This window comes from Pseudomonas veronii, assembly GCF_002028325.1.
Classification (GTDB): domain Bacteria; phylum Pseudomonadota; class Gammaproteobacteria; order Pseudomonadales; family Pseudomonadaceae; genus Aquipseudomonas; species Aquipseudomonas veronii.
In genome coordinates this window covers 1,238,261-1,254,655 of record NZ_CP018420.1, presented here as the reverse complement: position 1 = coordinate 1,254,655, position 16,395 = coordinate 1,238,261, and the positions used below count along the sequence as shown (strand labels likewise).

14 protein-coding genes are annotated in these 16,395 nt (G+C 64.1%); 5 read left to right on the top strand and 9 right to left on the bottom strand.

Annotated elements, in window-relative coordinates:
• Positions 1 to 492 precede the first annotated feature (492 nt).
• The gene (locus tag PverR02_RS05765; protein WP_079442923.1) at positions 493 to 2,904 is read left to right on the top strand and encodes a glucose/quinate/shikimate family membrane-bound PQQ-dependent dehydrogenase; all 2,412 of its coding nucleotides are present in this window, start codon (positions 493 to 495) and stop codon (positions 2,902 to 2,904) included.
• 62 nt (positions 2,905 to 2,966) lie between these two features.
• On the opposite strand, the gene PverR02_RS05760 is transcribed toward PverR02_RS05765, so the two are convergent.
• From PverR02_RS05760 to PverR02_RS05720, 9 genes are all read right to left on the bottom strand, one after another.
• A complete protein-coding gene (locus PverR02_RS05760; protein WP_026139746.1) occupies positions 2,967 to 4,139 on the bottom strand; it encodes an ABC transporter substrate-binding protein in 1,173 nt (390 codons plus the stop codon).
• The gene (locus PverR02_RS05755; RefSeq protein ID WP_079442922.1) at positions 4,136 to 5,110 is read right to left on the bottom strand and encodes a CobW family GTP-binding protein; all 975 of its coding nucleotides are present in this window, start codon (positions 5,108 to 5,110) and stop codon (positions 4,136 to 4,138) included. Before PverR02_RS05755 ends, PverR02_RS05760 begins: the two co-directional genes overlap by 4 nt.
• A gap of 3 nt (positions 5,111 to 5,113) precedes the next feature.
• On the bottom strand, positions 5,114 to 5,515 hold the full coding sequence (locus PverR02_RS33020) for a GTP-binding protein (protein ID WP_407691833.1): 402 nt from the start codon (positions 5,513 to 5,515) through the stop codon (positions 5,114 to 5,116).
• A 112-nt stretch (positions 5,516 to 5,627) separates the two neighbouring features.
• A complete protein-coding gene (locus tag PverR02_RS05745; protein ID WP_017844560.1) occupies positions 5,628 to 5,927 on the bottom strand; it encodes a hypothetical protein in 300 nt (99 codons plus the stop codon).
• Between the two features lie 13 nt (positions 5,928 to 5,940).
• Positions 5,941 to 6,690, bottom strand: coding sequence for an SDR family NAD(P)-dependent oxidoreductase (locus PverR02_RS05740; protein ID WP_017844559.1), 750 nt, complete (start codon positions 6,688 to 6,690; stop codon positions 5,941 to 5,943).
• 37 nt (positions 6,691 to 6,727) lie between these two features.
• Positions 6,728 to 7,489: an SDR family NAD(P)-dependent oxidoreductase gene (locus PverR02_RS05735; RefSeq protein WP_017844558.1), complete on the bottom strand. Its 762-nt coding sequence runs from the start codon at positions 7,487 to 7,489 to the stop codon at positions 6,728 to 6,730.
• Between the two features lie 10 nt (positions 7,490 to 7,499).
• Positions 7,500 to 8,840: an MFS transporter gene (locus PverR02_RS05730; protein WP_017844557.1), complete on the bottom strand. Its 1,341-nt coding sequence runs from the start codon at positions 8,838 to 8,840 to the stop codon at positions 7,500 to 7,502.
• Between the two features lie 162 nt (positions 8,841 to 9,002).
• Positions 9,003 to 9,881 (bottom strand): polysaccharide deacetylase family protein, encoded by an 879-nt coding sequence (locus tag PverR02_RS05725; RefSeq protein WP_046488589.1) that lies wholly within the window; start codon positions 9,879 to 9,881, stop codon positions 9,003 to 9,005.
• A gap of 12 nt (positions 9,882 to 9,893) precedes the next feature.
• The gene (locus tag PverR02_RS05720) at positions 9,894 to 11,225 is read right to left on the bottom strand and encodes an amidase (protein WP_079442921.1); all 1,332 of its coding nucleotides are present in this window, start codon (positions 11,223 to 11,225) and stop codon (positions 9,894 to 9,896) included.
• 350 nt (positions 11,226 to 11,575) lie between these two features.
• Between PverR02_RS05720 and PverR02_RS05715 the strand changes: the two genes are divergently transcribed.
• The 4 genes from PverR02_RS05715 to PverR02_RS05700 all read left to right on the top strand — a co-directional run bounded on the left by PverR02_RS05715 (position 11,576) and on the right by PverR02_RS05700 (position 16,379).
• On the top strand, positions 11,576 to 12,565 hold the full coding sequence (locus tag PverR02_RS05715; RefSeq protein ID WP_046384581.1) for a GntR family transcriptional regulator: 990 nt from the start codon (positions 11,576 to 11,578) through the stop codon (positions 12,563 to 12,565).
• Between the two features lie 154 nt (positions 12,566 to 12,719).
• The gene (gene lon / locus PverR02_RS05710; protein WP_079442920.1) at positions 12,720 to 15,140 is read left to right on the top strand and encodes an endopeptidase La; all 2,421 of its coding nucleotides are present in this window, start codon (positions 12,720 to 12,722) and stop codon (positions 15,138 to 15,140) included.
• Between the two features lie 191 nt (positions 15,141 to 15,331).
• A complete protein-coding gene (locus PverR02_RS05705; protein WP_079442919.1) occupies positions 15,332 to 15,721 on the top strand; it encodes a protease inhibitor I42 family protein in 390 nt (129 codons plus the stop codon).
• A 1-nt stretch (position 15,722) separates the two neighbouring features.
• A complete protein-coding gene (locus tag PverR02_RS05700; RefSeq protein ID WP_046384582.1) occupies positions 15,723 to 16,379 on the top strand; it encodes a lysoplasmalogenase in 657 nt (218 codons plus the stop codon).
• Positions 16,380 to 16,395 lie beyond the last annotated feature (16 nt).

Genomic DNA, 16,395 nt, shown 5'->3' with positions numbered 1-16,395 from the left:
GAGGTGCCGAGTGGTGGGGCAAGAGCCCTTTGGTTACTTTGGGGCTTTTCCAAAGTGACCCGCCGTAAGGGCGGAACCCATAGCCGCCGTTACCGAAGAAACGGATATGCCCCCTCCCCCAAGGCCATCCACCAGCCCCCCTAACAACAACCCCACCCCCTCATCCCACAGCGACATTCTGTCACTGTTACCAAATCCGAAATAATGCATCTTGCGATTTTCACTTTCTCTCAACGCCCCACCGCATTATCCTTGGCGGCAATAACCTGAAACGATTCACTCTCGGTCAACCCCAACCTACCGAACACCCCTCGCCACAAAGACAGCGCTGTCTCACACCCGACCGCGCCTAAAAATAAATCACCCCCCTGTGGATACCCCCCGCTATCCCCAGGAAAAACCGACTCACGCTGAACCAAGCCCGTGCCAAATCGTCATCTACAGTGAAGACACACGGGGACACATAATTCCAACGTCACGGAGAAACACACTATGAGCACTGATGGTGCCTCAAGCCCAAGCCGCCTACTGCCCAGGCTGCTAGGCGTCTTGCTGCTGATCATGGGCCTGGCCTTACTGGCCGGCGGTATCAAGCTGAGCCTGCTCGGCGGGTCGCTGTACTACCTGCTGGCCGGTATCGGCATCACCCTGACCGGCCTTCTGCTGCTGGCCACCCGCCGCGCCGCGCTGGGCCTATACGCACTGGTACTCTTCGCCAGCACCGTGTGGGCACTGTGGGAAGTCGGCCTGGACTGGTGGCAGTTGGTACCGCGCCTGGCACTGCTGTTCGCCCTGGGCATCGTCATGCTGCTCCCATGGTTTCGCCGTCCGTTGCTGCGTGGCCAATCGGCACCGCTGGGCACCGGCGCGCTGAGCGTGGCCGTGGTCCTGGCCGGCGCTGCCGCCGTGGCCAGCCAATTCACCCACCCGGGTGAAATCAAAGGCCAACTGGACCGCGACGCAGTACCGGGCATGGCCAGCGCCGCGCCGACCCAGTCCGATGGCGACTGGAATTCCTACGGCCGTTCGGCCTACGGCGATCGCTACTCGCCCCTGGCGCAGATCACCCCGGAAAACGCCCACAAACTGGTTCCAGCGTGGACCTACCGCACCGGCGACATCCCAGGCCCGAACGACCCGGGCGAGACCACCGCGGAAAACACCCCGCTGAAAGTCAACGGCATGCTCTACGTGTGTACCCCGCACAGCCAGGTGATTGCCCTGGACCCGGATACCGGCAAGGAAATCTGGCGTTTCGACCCGAAGATCAGCACCGAAGGTGCCGCAAACTTCAAGGGTTGGGCGCACATGACCTGCCGTGGCGTGTCGTATCACGATGACGCCGCCTACGCCTCCGAACAGAGCCCGACCGGCAGCGCCAGCCCGGCTGCCGCGCCGAACGCCTGCCCGAAACGCATCTTCGTGCCGACCGCCGACACCCGCCTGATCGCCCTGAACGCCGACACCGGCAAGATGTGCGAAGACTTCGGCGACAAAGGCCAGGTCGACCTGCGTGCCAATATCGGCAGCTTCGCCCCAGGCGGTTACTACTCCACTTCGCCACCGGCGGTGACCAAAAACCTGGTGGTGATCGGCGGTCACGTCACCGATAACGTCTCCACCGACGAGCCCAGCGGCGTGATCCGCGCGTTCGACGTCCACACCGGCAAGCTGGTGTGGAACTGGGACAGCGGCAACCCGGACGACACCACCCCGTTGGCCGAAGGCAAGACCTACACCCGCAACTCGCCGAACATGTGGTCCATGTTCTCTGTGGATGAAAAACTCGGCATGCTCTACCTGCCGATGGGCAACCAGATGCCCGACCAATACGGCGGCGACCGTACCGAAGACTCGGAAAAATACAGCGCCGGCCTGACCGCCCTGGACATCGACAGCGGCCACGTGAAGTGGACCTTCCAGTTCACCCACCATGACCTGTGGGACATGGACGTGGGCGGCCAGCCTTCGCTGATCGACATCAAGACCGAAGCCGGCGTGAAACAAGCGGTGATGGCGTCGACCAAACAAGGCAGCATCTACGTGCTGGACCGCGCCACCGGCCAACCGGTGGTGCCGATCCACGAAGTGGCCGTGCCGCAAGGCGCAGTCGCGGGCGATCACACCGCGCCGACGCAACCGAAGTCTGATCTGAACTTCATGCCACCGCCGCTCAAAGAGCGTGACATGTGGGGCGTGACCCCGTTCGACCAGATGCTGTGCCGCATCGATTTCAAATCCATGCGCTACGACGGTGCGTTCACCCCGCCTTCGCTGCAAGGTTCCATCGTTTATCCGGGTAACTTCGGCGTGTTCGACTGGGGTGGCATTTCCGTCGACCCGGTGCGCCAGATCGCGTTCGTGAACCCGAACTACATGGCGTTCAAATCGAAACTGATCCCGGCCGCCGACATTGCCAAGCAAGGCCCGCGCATCAGCGAAACCCAAGGCGTGCAGCCGAACAAAGGCGCGCCCTACGGCGTGATCCTCGAAGCGATGCTGTCGCCGATGGGCCTGCCGTGCCAGGCGCCGGCGTGGGGTTATGTGGCGGCGGTCGACCTGACCACCCACAAAACCATCTGGATGCACAAGAACGGCACCGTGCGCGACAGCTCGCCGGTTCCGCTCCCGCTGACCATGGGCGTGCCTAGCCTGGGCGGCACTTTCACCACGGCCGGTGGCGTGTCCTTCCTCAGCGGCACCCTCGACCAGTACCTGCGTGCCTATGACGTGAAAAACGGCAAGCAACTGTGGGAAGGTCGCCTGCCAGCCGGTGCGCAAACCACACCGATGACCTACACCGGCAAGGACGGCAAGCAATACGTGCTGGTCATGGCCGGCGGTCACGGCTCCCTGGGCACCAAGCAGGGTGACTATGTGATGGCGTTCAAACTGCCGGATTAAGCAAAACCTGCAGCAAAACAAAGGCGGCTACCCTCACAGGTAGCCGCCTTTTTTGGTTGGCATCAGCCTCGCGCGCGCATGAAATCCCCCCAGCGCCGCACCAGGTAGTTGTGTTCATCCATCACCGAATTCCACACCGCAATATGCCCCATGCGCTGTTCATAGGAGCCGCCGTCGCGCACTTCGCCGATATCGATCAGCGGCAGGCCGTCGCTGCCCGGTAACTCTTCGCGCGCGGGCTTGCCGGCGTACCAGTAGTCCCATTCGGCGCTGGTCAAATGATCGCGGCTGCGTGCCGGGTTGCCGATGTAGTAACCCTGGCGTGCCATCACCGCGCCCGGCCAGCCGGACAACCACCAATTGAGGTACGCATAAGCCGCGTCGAGCACCGGGCCCTGGGCATGGCGCGACAACGACAGGCCGCCGAACCAGGCGCGATAGCCTTCACGCGGCACTGCCAGGCGGTACTTCACCCCGGCGCGATGCAGGCGCATCAGGGTCGGCGACCATAGGCTCTGGATATCGATGTTCGGGCTGAGCATCAATTGCGCGGCTTCTTCATCGTCGGACCAGAACGCCGCGAAGTGCCCTTCCTTCTGCTTGCGCACCAGGATATCGGCGAGCACGTCGATCTCTTCGATGCTCATGTTGCCGATGTCCCTGAACCTCGCCAGCCCGGCGCCCTGCACCGCCAACGCGGCATCGAGCGCGCCGATGGCGGCGTCACTTTGCAGCGCGGTGCGCGCGCGCAACAGCGGGTCGAGCAGCCAGCCCCAGCTTTCATTGCTGCGGCTGAACGCCTCGGGCAGGCGCTCGGGGCGGTAGGCGAAGCTGTCGGCGTTGTGGGTCAGCGGCAACATGCTGATGCGTTCGGTGACCGTGCTGCCGAGGCTGCCATCGTGCTGCACAAACAACCGCTCGCTGGGCACGCTGCCACTGCCCAGGCGGTCGCTGGGCGACAGGCGACCGCGCTTGGGCAGGTCGTTGATCTCGTGCCACAAGGCGATGCGCCGCGTGTCGATGGGTTGGATCGCGCGGGCGGGCCACACGAAGTCGACGTTGTGGAACCACTGGTCGTACAGGTCGTAACTGTCGGGCTGCATCACGGCGATGCGCTGGGCCTGTTCGACGTCATGCACCTGGTACACCAGGCGAATGCCCAGTTCCTGTTCGGCCCGCACGCGCAAGCATTCGAGCAAGGTCACCGACGTACCGAGGACTCTTAAGGTGATCATGCCGCGAACCGCCGTGAAAACGCCTCAAACGAGCGGCGCAGCAGCACCGGGTCGAGGCCGCGCAGGATAAACACCAGGCGCGATTGGCGGTCGCTGCCCGGCCACGCTGGCAGGTGGACCGGCGCATGCAGGCAGTGCTGCACACCATGAATGACGATGGGGGCCGAGCTTGCGTTCACGTTGAGCAGTCCTTTGACGCGAAGGATTCGTTCGCCATGGCATCTTAACAGCATCGACAACCACACTCCGAAACCGACCCAATCCAGCGGCCGGTCGAAGCTCAGGCAGCAGACTTGCGCGGCGCCGTGGCGGGCGGTGGTGGTCCGGTGCAGTTGCCAGCGCCTGACTTCGGCGGCCGGTTCGGCGCTGCGCAGACCTGCGCCGAGCAGCAGTTGATCGCCGCTGTGGATGTCGCGGCTATCAAGGATCGGCGTGCCCGCGTTCAGCGCCTGCAGGTGCAGGCGCAGCGGCGTGCAGTCGTCCACAAGGTCGGTCTTGCTCAGCAGCAAGCGATCCGCCGCCGCCACCTGGGCCAGCCATTCCGGGTGCAGGCGTTCCTGCAGGGCCGCGTGGCTGGCGTCGACCAGGGTGATGACCAGGCCGATATGAACACGCCCGCGCAGTTGCACGTCGTTGTTGAGGGTCGCGAGGATCGGCGCCGGGTCGGCCAGGCCGGTGGTTTCCAGGATCACCCGCTTGAAGGCCGGGATCTCGCCGCGCTCGCGGCGTTGCAACAGGCTGAGCAATGCGTCTTTGAGTTCGCCGCGAATCGAGCAGCACACGCAGCCGCCGGGCAGCAGCAGCGTGTCCGGCGCCACCTCTTCCACCAGCAGGTGGTCGATGCCGACGTCGCCGAACTCATTGATCAGCAGCGCCGTGTCGCCAAGGCTCTCGCCCTGCAGCAGGCGCGTGAGCAAGCTGGTCTTGCCACTGCCGAGGAAGCCGGTGATGACGTTGAGGGCAATACTCATATGTTACCTCCGCCCCCTGTAGGAGCGAGCTTGCTCGCGAAAATCGTCAACGATGACGCGGGCATCCTGGATGCACGCGGCGTTCTCGGGCTTTTCGCGAGCAAGCTCGCTCCTACAAGGGGCATTCCAAGTGATCGAGTAGTTGCGGTCGAGGGGGTCCAGCTGGCGCCCGAGCATGGTTTCGGCCGCTTGCCAGAGTTGATCCAGGCCGATATGAACACGCCCGGGCAGCAGCACCGTGTCCGGCGCGACCTCTTCCACCAGCAGGTGGTCGATGCCGACGTCGCCGAACTCATTGATCAGCAGCGCCGTGTCGCCAAGGCTCTCGCCCTGCAGCAGGCGCGTGAGCAAGCTGGTCTTGCCACTGCCGAGGAAGCCGGTGATGACGTTGAGGGCAATACTCATATGTTACCTCCGCCTCTTGTAGGAGCGAGCTTGCTCGCGAAAATCATCAACGATGACGCGGGCATCCTGGATGCACGCGGCGTTCTCGGGCTTTTCGCGAGCAAGCTCGCTCCTACAGGGGGCATTCCAAGTGATCGAGTAGTTGCGGGTCGAGGGGATCCAGCTGGCGCCCGAGCATGGTTTCGGCCGCTTGCCAGAGTTGATCCAGGCCACTGGCCAACGCCTGCTTGCCGGTCGCGCCGAGCAGCAGGTACGACGCGCCCTGGAAGTCTTCGACCTTGAGCCGGAACACCGCCAGCACCTGGTTGATCGCGGCGATCCGGCGCAGGCGTTCGCGGCGCCGGGGCAACTCGTCGCCCAGGGGGTCGCTCCAGTGCAGGTCTTCGCCGAGCAGCCCGCAGAGTCCGCACATGGCTATACCCCGCTCATGGCATGACATCGCCGGAGTTCGGGCCCAGGGTCTGGCCGACGAACAGGTTGCCGCCCGGCTCGCTGGCCAGCAGCACGGCGGTCGGCGCCACTTCGTCGGCCAGGCCGAAGCGGCCCAGGGGCAGTTCGGCGGCCTTGGCGCGCTTCCAGGTGTCGCTGATGCCGCCCACCAGCGGCGTTTCGATGGGCCCCGGCGCGATGGCGTTGACCAGCACGTTGTCCTTGGCGACTTCCAGCGCCAGGGATTTGGTAAAGCCAATCACCCCAGCCTTGGCCGCGGCGTAGTGGGTCAGCTCGGCGCCGCCCTTGATCCCCAGTTGCGAGGCGACGTTAATGATCCGTCCCCAGCCCTGCGCCAGCATGTGCGGCAAGGCGCGCTGGCTGGCGACGAAGACGCTGGTGAGGTCGACGCGCAGCATGTCGTTCCACATTTCGATCGTAAGGTCGACGCAGCGCGCCTGGGTGAGCATGCCGGCGTTGTTGACCAGGATATCGATGCCGCCGAAATGTTCGACGCAACGGTCGACACTGGCCTGGGCGCCTTCGACGGTGCCGACATCGGCCAGGCACTCGAACACTTGCGCGCCGAGGTTGCGGCAGGTGACGGCGGTTTCGGCGAGGCTGACGGCATTGCGGTCGGCCAGCAGCAGGCGCGCGCCTTCAGCGGCATAGGCACGGGCGATGGCGGCACCGATGCCGCTGCCGGCGCCGGTGATCACGGCGCGGCGGTTAGTCAGTTGGGGCATACACAAACTCCTGAAAAAACACAGTACCCAGGTGGGGTCAGTCGGGCCAGCGCACGGTCAGGCCACCGTCGATGACGATGCTTTGCCCGGTCAAATAGCTCGACGCGTCACTGGTCAAAAACTGCACCAGCGACGCCACTTCATCCGCCCTGCCCACCCGGCCCAGCGGAATCGCCCGCGCCGCCTTGGCCAGGCCTTGCGGCCCGAGGGAGTTCTGCGCATCCAGCGATTGCGGCGTCTCGATCAAGCCCGGGATCACCGCATTGCAGCGAATCCCCAACGGCGCCAGTTCCACCGCCAGCGAGCGGCACAACCCCGGCACACCGGCCTTGGCCGCCGCGTAATGGCTGTGTTCCTGCCAGCCATATACGCCGCCGGCAATCGACGAAATCGCCACCAGCGCACCGCCTGCGGGCATATGCCGGGTCGCTGCGCGGAAGGTACGCATCACCCCGGTCAGGTCGACATTGAGCATTTCGTCCCACACCTGATCGGTCATTTCCAGCAGCGGCGCCCGACGCAGCAGACCGGCATTGGCCACTGCGTAATCAAGGCGGCCAAAATGCTGCACGGCCTGGGCCGCCAAGGCGTCCACCGAAGCGCTGTCGCCGACGTCCAGCGGCAGCATCAGGCACTCGCCGCCCGCTTGCTCCACCAAGGACACGGTGGTGCGCGGGTCATGGGGGTCGGCCGGGTAATACCCGCCCACCACGGCCACGCCGCAACGCGCATAGGCCACGGCGAGGGCTTGGCCGATGCCGCTGGCGGCACCGGTAATCAAGGCAACTTTACGGTTCATCGAACACTCCTTACTGCACGGTTTCCGGGCGCACATGGCGTGCGGCGAACATCAGCACGCCGGACAAAAAGCACGGCACGGCGCCGAACCACAGGGCGGCGGTCTGCCAGTCGCTGCCGGCGGACAACACTTGCGTCGCGCCGAACCCCGCGACCACCGCACCGATCGGGCCCATGGCATGGATGATCGCGCCGCCGGTGGCGCGGATGCTGGTGGGGAAACTTTCGCTGATAAAAAACAACGCCGCCGAATACGGCCCGATCAGGAAGAACAGGCCCAGGCTGTACAGCCCGACCACCATCGCCATGTTGCTCGGGCCGAACAGCATCCCGGCGAACGACAGCCCGCCGAGCATCCAGCCCAGGCCGATGACATTGCGGCGGCCGATCTTGTCGCCCATCCAGCCGTGGCTGAGGTAACCGCAGTAACCCACCAGGTTCGACAGCACGAGGATGATCAGCGAGTTCTCGAACGAGATGTGGTGAACGCTGACGATCACCGACGTGCCGAGCACGCTGAACACCTGGATCGCCGCCCAGTTGAGCAACAGCGCGGCGCCGATCACCAGGGTGGCGCGGCGGGCCGGGCCTCGGAAGGCGGCTTTGAGGCCGGCTTTGCTGTGCTCGTCGTAGTCCACGCCATAGGTCACGGCAACGTTTTGCGCTTCACTCACCGCGCCGCTTTTACGCAGCTCGCTGATGCGCTGGTGGATCTGGAACTGCGGGCTCTCCTTGAGCTTGCGCGCCATGATCGCAATCACGATGGCCGGGATCGCAGCAAAAATGAAGCACCCCTGCCAGCCGATGATCGGCAGCAACAGCGCGGTCAAACCGGCGGCAATCAATGCACCGACCGGCCAGCCGCCCTGCACCAGGCTGTAGATAAACCCGCGACGCTTGGTCAGTCGGGGGTCTTCCGAGGCGCCATACAGCTCGCTCAAATACGTGGCGTTGACGGTTTCCTCGGCATAGCCCAGACCGCCCAACGAACGGATCAGAATCAGCGGCGACTTGCCCCACGCCCCACCGATCGCGGTCAGCGCCGAGCACACTGCGGAACCGGCCACGGTGAAGATGATCCCTTTGCGTCGCCCCAACTTGTCGACAACGGGGCCAATGGCAAACGCCACCACCGCCGTGCCCACCGCCACCCAGGTCGCGATTTCAGCTTGCTCCACCTCGCCCCAGCCGAAGTGCCGGCCGATCTCCGGCAGCAACGTGCCGAACAGGATGAAGTCGTACACCGCAAACACCCAGGCGAAAAACGCGATCCAGGTGGCGAAGCGCACTTCCTGGGACGTCAGTTGCCGGGGTTTCCAGCCAGTCAGGTCAAGCTTGTTGTAGATGGACATGAATCACGCCTCAAAGGTGGGGGGGATCAGCTACGCGGTTTGAACCCATCTTGTAGGAGCGAGCTTGCTCGCGAAAATCATCAACGATGACGCGGGCATCCTGGATGCACGCGGCGTTCTCAGGTTTTTCGCGAGCAAGCTCGCTCCTACAAGGGCTGGGGATCAGGTACGCGGTTGCCGACGGATAAAGTCATCGGCGATTTCGTCGAAGGTGACGAAGCGCACGCCGGCATGGCTCTGGATGTGTTCGATCAAGCGTTCGAGCATCAGCAGCACTTGCGGGCGGCCGGACACGTCGGGGTGGATGGTCATGGTGAACACCGCGTGTTCGTGTTCGCGGTAGACCCAGTCGAACTGGTCGCGCCACATTTCTTCGAGGTGACGCGGGTTGACGAAGCCGTGGCTGTTGGGCGCCTTTTTGATGAACATCATCGGCGGCAGGTCGTCGAGGTACCAGTTGGCCGGGATCTCCACCAGGTCGGTTTCTTCGCCGCGTACCAGGGGTTTCATCCAGGTGTCGGGGTGCTGGCTGTAGTCGATCTTGGTCCAGCTGTCGCCCTTGCGCACGTAGTAGGGGTGGAAGTCGTTGTGCATCAGGCTGTGGTCGTACTTGATGCCTTTTTTCAGCAGCAGCTCGTTGGTGACCTTGCTGAATTCCCACCACGGTGCGACGTAGCCGGTCGGACGTTTGCCCGTCACTTGGGTGATCAGTTCGATGGACTTGTCGAGCACGATTTCTTCCTGCTCGGCGGTCATCGCGATCGGGTTTTCGTGGCTGTAGCCGTGTACGCCGATTTCGTGACCGGCGTCGGCCACCGCCTTCATCTGCGCGGGAAAGGTTTCCATCGAGTGGCCGGGGATGAACCAGGTGGTGCGCAGGCCGTAGCGCTCGAACAGTTTGAGCAGGCGCGGCGTGCCGATTTCACCGGCGAACAGGCCGCGGGAAATGTCGTCGGGCGAGTCTTCGCCGCCGTAGGAACCGAGCCAGCCGGCGACGGCGTCAACGTCGACGCCGAATGCACAGAGGATGTCTTTAGCCATGGGGGTGTCTCCTTAGATAGTCAGTTGGGATTCGACGGACAGCGCCGCCCGCAACAGGCGTGCGTCTTCCCCCGTCGGGGCGCTGAGCAGCAGCCCGGTGGGCAAGCCCAGGGCGTCGCAGCCGCTGGGCAAGGTGACGCCGGGCATGTCGAGCAAACTGCCGGGCATGGTCAGGCGCAGGGTGGCGAGGTTGGTGCTTGCAAAGCGTTCGTCGTCGACTTCCAGCGCTGCCAGCGCCGGGGCGACATGGGCGACGGTCGGGGTGATCAACAGGGCGCCGTCGAGTTCGTCGACCAGTTGCTGTTGCAGGCGGCGACGCGCGTCGATCAGCTGGAGCAGGCGGCTGGCCGGCAGCGACCGCGCCGCTTCGAGGCGGCGCCGGACACGCGGGTCGAGCCGAGCGGCGTCGGGGCTGTCGAGCAGCGCTTCGTGCAGGGCGAAGGCTTCGAACGCGCCGAGCCAGCCTTGCTGCTGGATCAGTTCCAGGGTGGCCTGGAAGGTGGCGCACGGGCGCACGTCGATCAGCGCGCCGGCGGCGTTGAGTTGCTCGACGGCGCGCAGCAGGTTGTTGCGCACCGCCGGTTGCACGTCATCCAGCAGGCGTTGCTCAAGCACCAGGCGCAGGCCCTTGAGGCTGCGGGCGCGGTGGGTTTGCCGGCGGCCGTTGAGCAGGTCGTCGATGGCCAGCACATCACGCACGCTGCGGGTCAGCGGGCCGAGGCTGTCGAGGGTGCGGGCCAGCGGGAACACACCGTCGCGGCTGTAGCGCCGACTGCTGCTGCGGTAACCGACCAGGCCGTTGAAGGCAGCGGGGATGCGGATCGAACCAGCGGTGTCGGTGCCCATGGCGATGGGCACGATGCCAGCGGCGACGGCCACCGCCGAACCGGACGACGAACCGCCGGGAATCCGCGGCTGGTCACGCCCATGGGGGTTGTGCGGCGTGCCGAAATGCGGGTTCAGGCCAAGGCCGGAATAGGCCAGCTCGCTGAGGTTGGTCTTGCCCACGCTGACCATCCCGGCGCGGCACAACAGGCCCACGCTCGGCGCATCGAGCAAGGCGGCGGGCGCGTCGCGGCGGTAGGCGGCGCCGGCGGTGGTGATGCTGCCGGCCACGTCGAACAGGTCTTTCCAGGCCAGGGGCACGCCGTCGAACACACTCAAGGGCTGGCCGGCGCGCCACCGGGCGGCGGCGGCTTCGGCTTCGCGGCGGGCGCGGTCGGCGGTCAGGGAGATAAACACCGCGGCCGCGCGGCTCGCGTGGTCGAGCGCCTGTTCGAGGGCTTGCACCGGGTCGCTACGACCGCTGGCGAAATCCTCGGCCATTGAAGTGGCGTCTGACATCAGGTTGACCCTCATAAAACGTACATATTAATAAAATGTACATTTAATAAAGGCAGCTTTCGTGCCAGTCTGTGTCGAGGGCTCTTCCGGCGATTGCGCTTTATCGACCAGAGCGCCGGGCTAGATGGTTTTGTAGGAAGCAAAAAAACCTGGCGCGGACTCTGCAACCCACGCCCAAGCCAATAATGTATCTTTTATGAATAAGTACATTTTAGTGCAGAAAAGTAACAGCCCTAGATTCAAGGCCCCAAAAAAGTGCCACCGACGTGGCGCGGAGTGACAGGCGCATCTATGAGAGAATCCCCGGCTTCGTCCTACATACACCAGACCTCTTTACCTCAGAGAACACGATGAAAGCAGTGTCCGCCTCGGCCTCCCGTTACGCGATGATTCACCAGCTTTTGCGTGACGCGATCGTCAACGGCACCGCCCGCCACGGCTTGGTCCTGCTCGAAGCACCGCTGGCCGAATTGTTCGGCACCAGCCGCGTGCCGGTGCGCAAGGCGCTGGACCTGCTGCATGCCGAAGGGTTGATCTGCCGTTTCAACGGGCGCGGTTACCTGATCAACCCCGAGGGCGTGGCCATGGAACCGCTGCGCCTGCCGCTGAGCGCTGCGCACCTGGGCCTGAACGACGAGGACGAGTTGGTGGATACACGGCCGTTGGGCGAGCGGATCGTCGAGGAAATCGGCGCGGCGCTGTCCACCTGCATAGCCTTTGGCCATTATCGCCTGGATGAGCAAGCCGCCGCCGACCACTATGGCGTCAGCCGCGCAGTGGTGCGTGAAGCGCTGATGCGTCTGCGCGACCGTGGCCTGGTGGAAAAAGAGCCCTACTCCCAATGGCTGGCCGGGCCGTTGACGGCGCGGGAAGTCACCGAAGACTACGAACTGCGCGCCTGCCTGGAGCCTGAAGCGCTGCGCCAGAGCGCGCCGAACCTCGACCGCGCGCTGCTCGAAGCCATGTTGCAACGCGTGCTCGACGCCCAGGACAGCCCGCAGTGCAGCCTGGAAGCCATCGAGCAGATCGAAGAAGACTTGCACCAACGCTGCCTGGCCGGCCTGCAGAACCGCAAGATCGCCGCGCTGATCCGCCAGGGCCAGAGCCCGATGATCATCAGTCGGATTTTCTATCGCTTGCTGGGGATCGGCGCCGACCCGGCGATGCTCGCCGAACACCGCTTGATCCTTGAATTGTTGCTGCACGGCGCGTTCGATGCGGCGGCGTTGAACCTGCGCGAGCACCTGCAACGGGCGCGGCAGCGGATGTTGCAGCGGTTGAAGGTGTTGTCGGTGTTGCCGGAACAGCCCCTGCCCGCCTACCTGCACAAAATCAGCTGACGGCATGCGGTTAACCTTGTGGGAGCAAGCCCCCTCCCACCTTGACCGGGTCTCTGCAGTAATTTCATGCAATATGTTGCTATCTAGCCCCCGCCATTGAAACCGCCGCTGGCCCGCCCCATCTAACTTGCATACTTCCTGATGCAGGTGCCCCATGAGCGACCAGCAAGATACCCCCGATTACGACGCCAACGAATACGCCGACCCTGAAAACGCCGAGGTTCACTCGTCCAATACCGGCCTGGCCCTGCCTGGGCAGAACCTGCCGGACAAGGTCTACATCATCCCGATTCACAATCGACCGTTCTTCCCGGCGCAAGTATTGCCGGTGATCGTCAATGAAGAGCCGTGGGCCGAAACCCTGGAGTTGGTGAGCAAATCCGACCATCACTCCCTGGCCCTGTTCTTCATGGACACGCCGCCCGAAGACCCGCGGCATTTCGACACCTCCGCGCTGCCGCTGTACGGCACCCTGGTCAAGGTCCACCACGCCAGCCGCGAAAACGGCAAACTGCAATTCGTCGCCCAGGGCCTGACCCGCGTGCGGATTCGCACCTGGCTCAAGCACCATCGCCCACCGTACCTGGTGGAAGTCGAATACCCGCACCAGCCGACCGAGCCGACCGATGAGGTCAAGGCCTACGGCATGGCGCTGATCAATGCGATCAAGGAACTGCTGCCGCTCAACCCGCTGTACAGCGAAGAGTTGAAGAACTACCTCAACCGCTTCAGCCCCAACGACCCGTCGCCGCTGACCGACTTCGCCGCCGCCCTCACCTCCGCCACCGGCAATGAGTTGCAGGAAGTGCTGGACTGCGTGCCCATGCTCAAACGCATGGAAAAAGTCCTGCCGATGCTGCGCAAGGAAGTTGAAGTCGCGCGCCTGCAAAAAGAACTCTCCGCCGAGGTGAACCGCAAGATCGGCGAGCACCAGCGCGAATTCTTCCTCAAGGAACAGCTCAAGGTCATCCAGCAGGAGCTGGGCCTGACCAAGGACGACCGCAGCGCCGACGTCGAACAGTTCGAACAGCGCCTGGAAGGCAAAGTGCTGCCAGCCCAGGCGCAGAAACGCATTGATGAAGAACTGAACAAACTGTCGATCCTCGAAACCGGTTCGCCGGAATACGCGGTGACGCGCAACTACCTGGACTGGGCAACCTCGGTGCCGTGGGGCGTGTACGGCAAGGACAAGCTCGACCTGAAACATGCGCGCAAGGTCCTGGACAAACACCATGCCGGGCTGGACGACATCAAGAGTCGTATCCTCGAATTCCTCGCGGTGGGCGCTTATAAAGGCGAAGTCGCCGGTTCCATCGTGCTGCTGGTCGGCCCGCCGGGCGTGGGCAAGACCAGCGTGGGTAAATCGATTGCCGAATCCCTCGGGCGGCCGTTCTATCGCTTCAGCGTCGGCGGCATGCGCGACGAGGCCGAGATCAAGGGCCATCGCCGCACCTACATCGGCGCCCTGCCCGGCAAGCTGGTGCAGGCGCTCAAAGATGTGGAAGTGATGAACCCGGTGATCATGCTCGACGAGATCGACAAGATGGGCCAGAGCTTCCAGGGCGACCCGGCTTCGGCGCTGCTGGAAACCCTCGACCCGGAACAGAACGTCGAATTCCTCGACCACTACCTGGACCTGCGCCTGGACCTGTCGAAAGTGCTGTTCGTGTGTACCGCCAACACCCTCGACTCGATCCCCGGCCCTTTGCTGGACCGCATGGAAGTGATTCGCCTGTCGGGCTATATCACCGAAGAGAAAGTCGCCATCGCCAAGCGCCACCTGTGGCCTAAGCAGTTGGAAAAAGCCGGCGTGTCGAAAAACAGCCTGACCATCAGCGACGGCGCCCTGCGCGCATTGATCGACGGCTACGCCCGCGAAGCCGGGGTGCGCCAGTTGGAGAAACAACTGGGCAAGCTGGTGCGCAAGGCGGTGGTCAAGCTGCTGGATGAGCCGGAGGCGGTGATCAAGATCGGCACCAAGGACCTGGAAAGCTCCCTGGGCATCCCGGTGTTCCGCAACGAACAAGTGCTGTCCGGCGTCGGCGTGATCACCGGCCTGGCCTGGACCAGCATGGGCGGCGCGACCCTGCCGATCGAGGCGACCCGCATCCACACGCTCAATCGCGGCTTCAAGCTCACCGGGCAGTTGGGTGAGGTGATGAAAGAATCCGCTGAAATCGCCTACAGCTACGTCAGCTCCAACCTGAAATCGTTTGGCGGTGATCCGAAGTTCTTCGATGAAGCCTTCGTCCACCTGCACGTCCCCGAAGGCGCCACGCCGAAGGACGGCCCCAGCGCTGGCGTGACCATGGCCAGTGCGCTGTTGTCGCTGGCGCGCAACCAGCCACCGAAGAAAGGCGTGGCCATGACCGGCGAGCTGACGCTGACCGGGCATGTCCTGCCGATTGGCGGGGTGCGTGAGAAGGTGATCGCGGCGCGGCGCCAGAAGATTCACGAGTTGATCTTGCCGGAGCCGAATCGCGGCAGCTTTGAGGAATTGCCGGAGTATCTGAAGGAAGGGATGACCGTCCACTTCGCCAAGCGCTTTGCGGATGTGGCCAAGGTGCTGTTCTGATCGTCCTTTAGCGCTTGGGCGGGCGTCATCGCGCGCAAGCCCGCTCCCACACTTGACCGAGTACATCCTTTGGAAGGCGGCCAAGATGTGGGAGCGGGCTTGCGCGCAATGGCGTCCGTCGCCGCCCTCTTGTCACACCCTGTCGCATCTTCGGTTATGCTCGCCCTTCGTCGCACATCAACGGAGCCTCCATGACCGCTGCCCGCCTGCTTCTCCCCTTGAGCCTTGCCCTGCTGGCCGCGTGCGCCAGTGCCCCGCAGCAAAACGTCAGCGTGGAAAAACAGAGCGCCTGCCCGCTCCAGCTCAAAAACGGACAAAACCTGATCCTGACCCTGCCAAGCAACCCCACCACCGGCTACCGCTGGGCCATCCAGGATTCCGCCGGCGGCGTGCTGCGCGCCCTGGGGCCCGAGGTCTACAGCAGCACAGAATCCGGCGTGGTCGGCGGCGGCGGCCAGTCCACCTGGCGCTTCCAGGCCTTTGCGGCCGGCCAGGGCCGTTTGCGCCTGACCTCCCAGCAACCCTGGGAACCGGAAGCCGAACCGGCCGAGACGTTCGACTGCGCCATCACGGTGAACTGATATGCCATGGCTGATTCTTGCGTTGATGGGCGCCGGCACCTTTATCTACGGCCTGACCGTCCACGCGGCGTTACTGTGCCTGCTGGTCAAACCGTTGCCGGTGCTGGCGCTGCTGGGCTGGCTGCATGATGCGCCGCCGAGCGACTATCGACGCTGGATCAGCCTGGGGCTGATTTTCTCCCTGGTCGGCGATGTGCTGCTGGCGTGGCCGGGCGACTTGTTTATCTTTGGCCTGGGCGCGTTTCTGTGCGCGCACCTGGCGTACCTCAAAGCCTATTTCAGCGACTGCCGACGCTTGGCGTGGCTGCCGTTGGTGCTGGCGCTGGGCGTCGGCGCGATGCTGCTGAGCATCCTGATCGCCCATGGCCTCGGCGACTTGCTGATTCCAGTGGTGGTCTACGCCTTGGTGATCAGCGCGATGCTCTGGCGGGCGCTGGCGCGACTGGGCAGCGCGGTGCCCAAGCGTTCGGCGCTACTGGCGGCGGCGGGGGCCGTATCGTTTGTGGTTTCCGACACGCTGATCGGTATCAATCGCTTTGTGCTGAGCTTCGACGCGGCGCCGTATCTGCTGATCGCCACTTACTGGCTCGGTCAGTGGGGCATCACCGCCTCGGCGTTCCATCAGACAACCCGCGCATCCAAGGAGCAACTTGGCTAAAATGCCCGCCTTTCCC

Coding starts and splice junctions, on each gene's coding strand:
- PverR02_RS05765 (WP_079442923.1), top strand. CDS start 493: ATGAGCACTGATGGTGCCTCAAGCCCAAGCCGCCTACTGCCCAGGCTG.
- PverR02_RS05760 (WP_026139746.1), bottom strand. CDS start 4,139: ATGATCACCTTAAGAGTCCTCGGTACGTCGGTGACCTTGCTCGAATGC.
- PverR02_RS05755 (WP_079442922.1), bottom strand. CDS start 5,110: ATGAGTATTGCCCTCAACGTCATCACCGGCTTCCTCGGCAGTGGCAAG.
- PverR02_RS33020 (WP_407691833.1), bottom strand. CDS start 5,515: ATGAGTATTGCCCTCAACGTCATCACCGGCTTCCTCGGCAGTGGCAAG.
- PverR02_RS05745 (WP_017844560.1), bottom strand. CDS start 5,927: ATGTGCGGACTCTGCGGGCTGCTCGGCGAAGACCTGCACTGGAGCGAC.
- PverR02_RS05740 (WP_017844559.1), bottom strand. CDS start 6,690: ATGCCCCAACTGACTAACCGCCGCGCCGTGATCACCGGCGCCGGCAGC.
- PverR02_RS05735 (WP_017844558.1), bottom strand. CDS start 7,489: ATGAACCGTAAAGTTGCCTTGATTACCGGTGCCGCCAGCGGCATCGGC.
- PverR02_RS05730 (WP_017844557.1), bottom strand. CDS start 8,840: ATGTCCATCTACAACAAGCTTGACCTGACTGGCTGGAAACCCCGGCAA.
- PverR02_RS05725 (WP_046488589.1), bottom strand. CDS start 9,881: ATGGCTAAAGACATCCTCTGTGCATTCGGCGTCGACGTTGACGCCGTC.
- PverR02_RS05720 (WP_079442921.1), bottom strand. CDS start 11,225: ATGTCAGACGCCACTTCAATGGCCGAGGATTTCGCCAGCGGTCGTAGC.
- PverR02_RS05715 (WP_046384581.1), top strand. CDS start 11,576: ATGAAAGCAGTGTCCGCCTCGGCCTCCCGTTACGCGATGATTCACCAG.
- lon (WP_079442920.1), top strand. CDS start 12,720: ATGAGCGACCAGCAAGATACCCCCGATTACGACGCCAACGAATACGCC.
- PverR02_RS05705 (WP_079442919.1), top strand. CDS start 15,332: ATGACCGCTGCCCGCCTGCTTCTCCCCTTGAGCCTTGCCCTGCTGGCC.
- PverR02_RS05700 (WP_046384582.1), top strand. CDS start 15,723: ATGCCATGGCTGATTCTTGCGTTGATGGGCGCCGGCACCTTTATCTAC.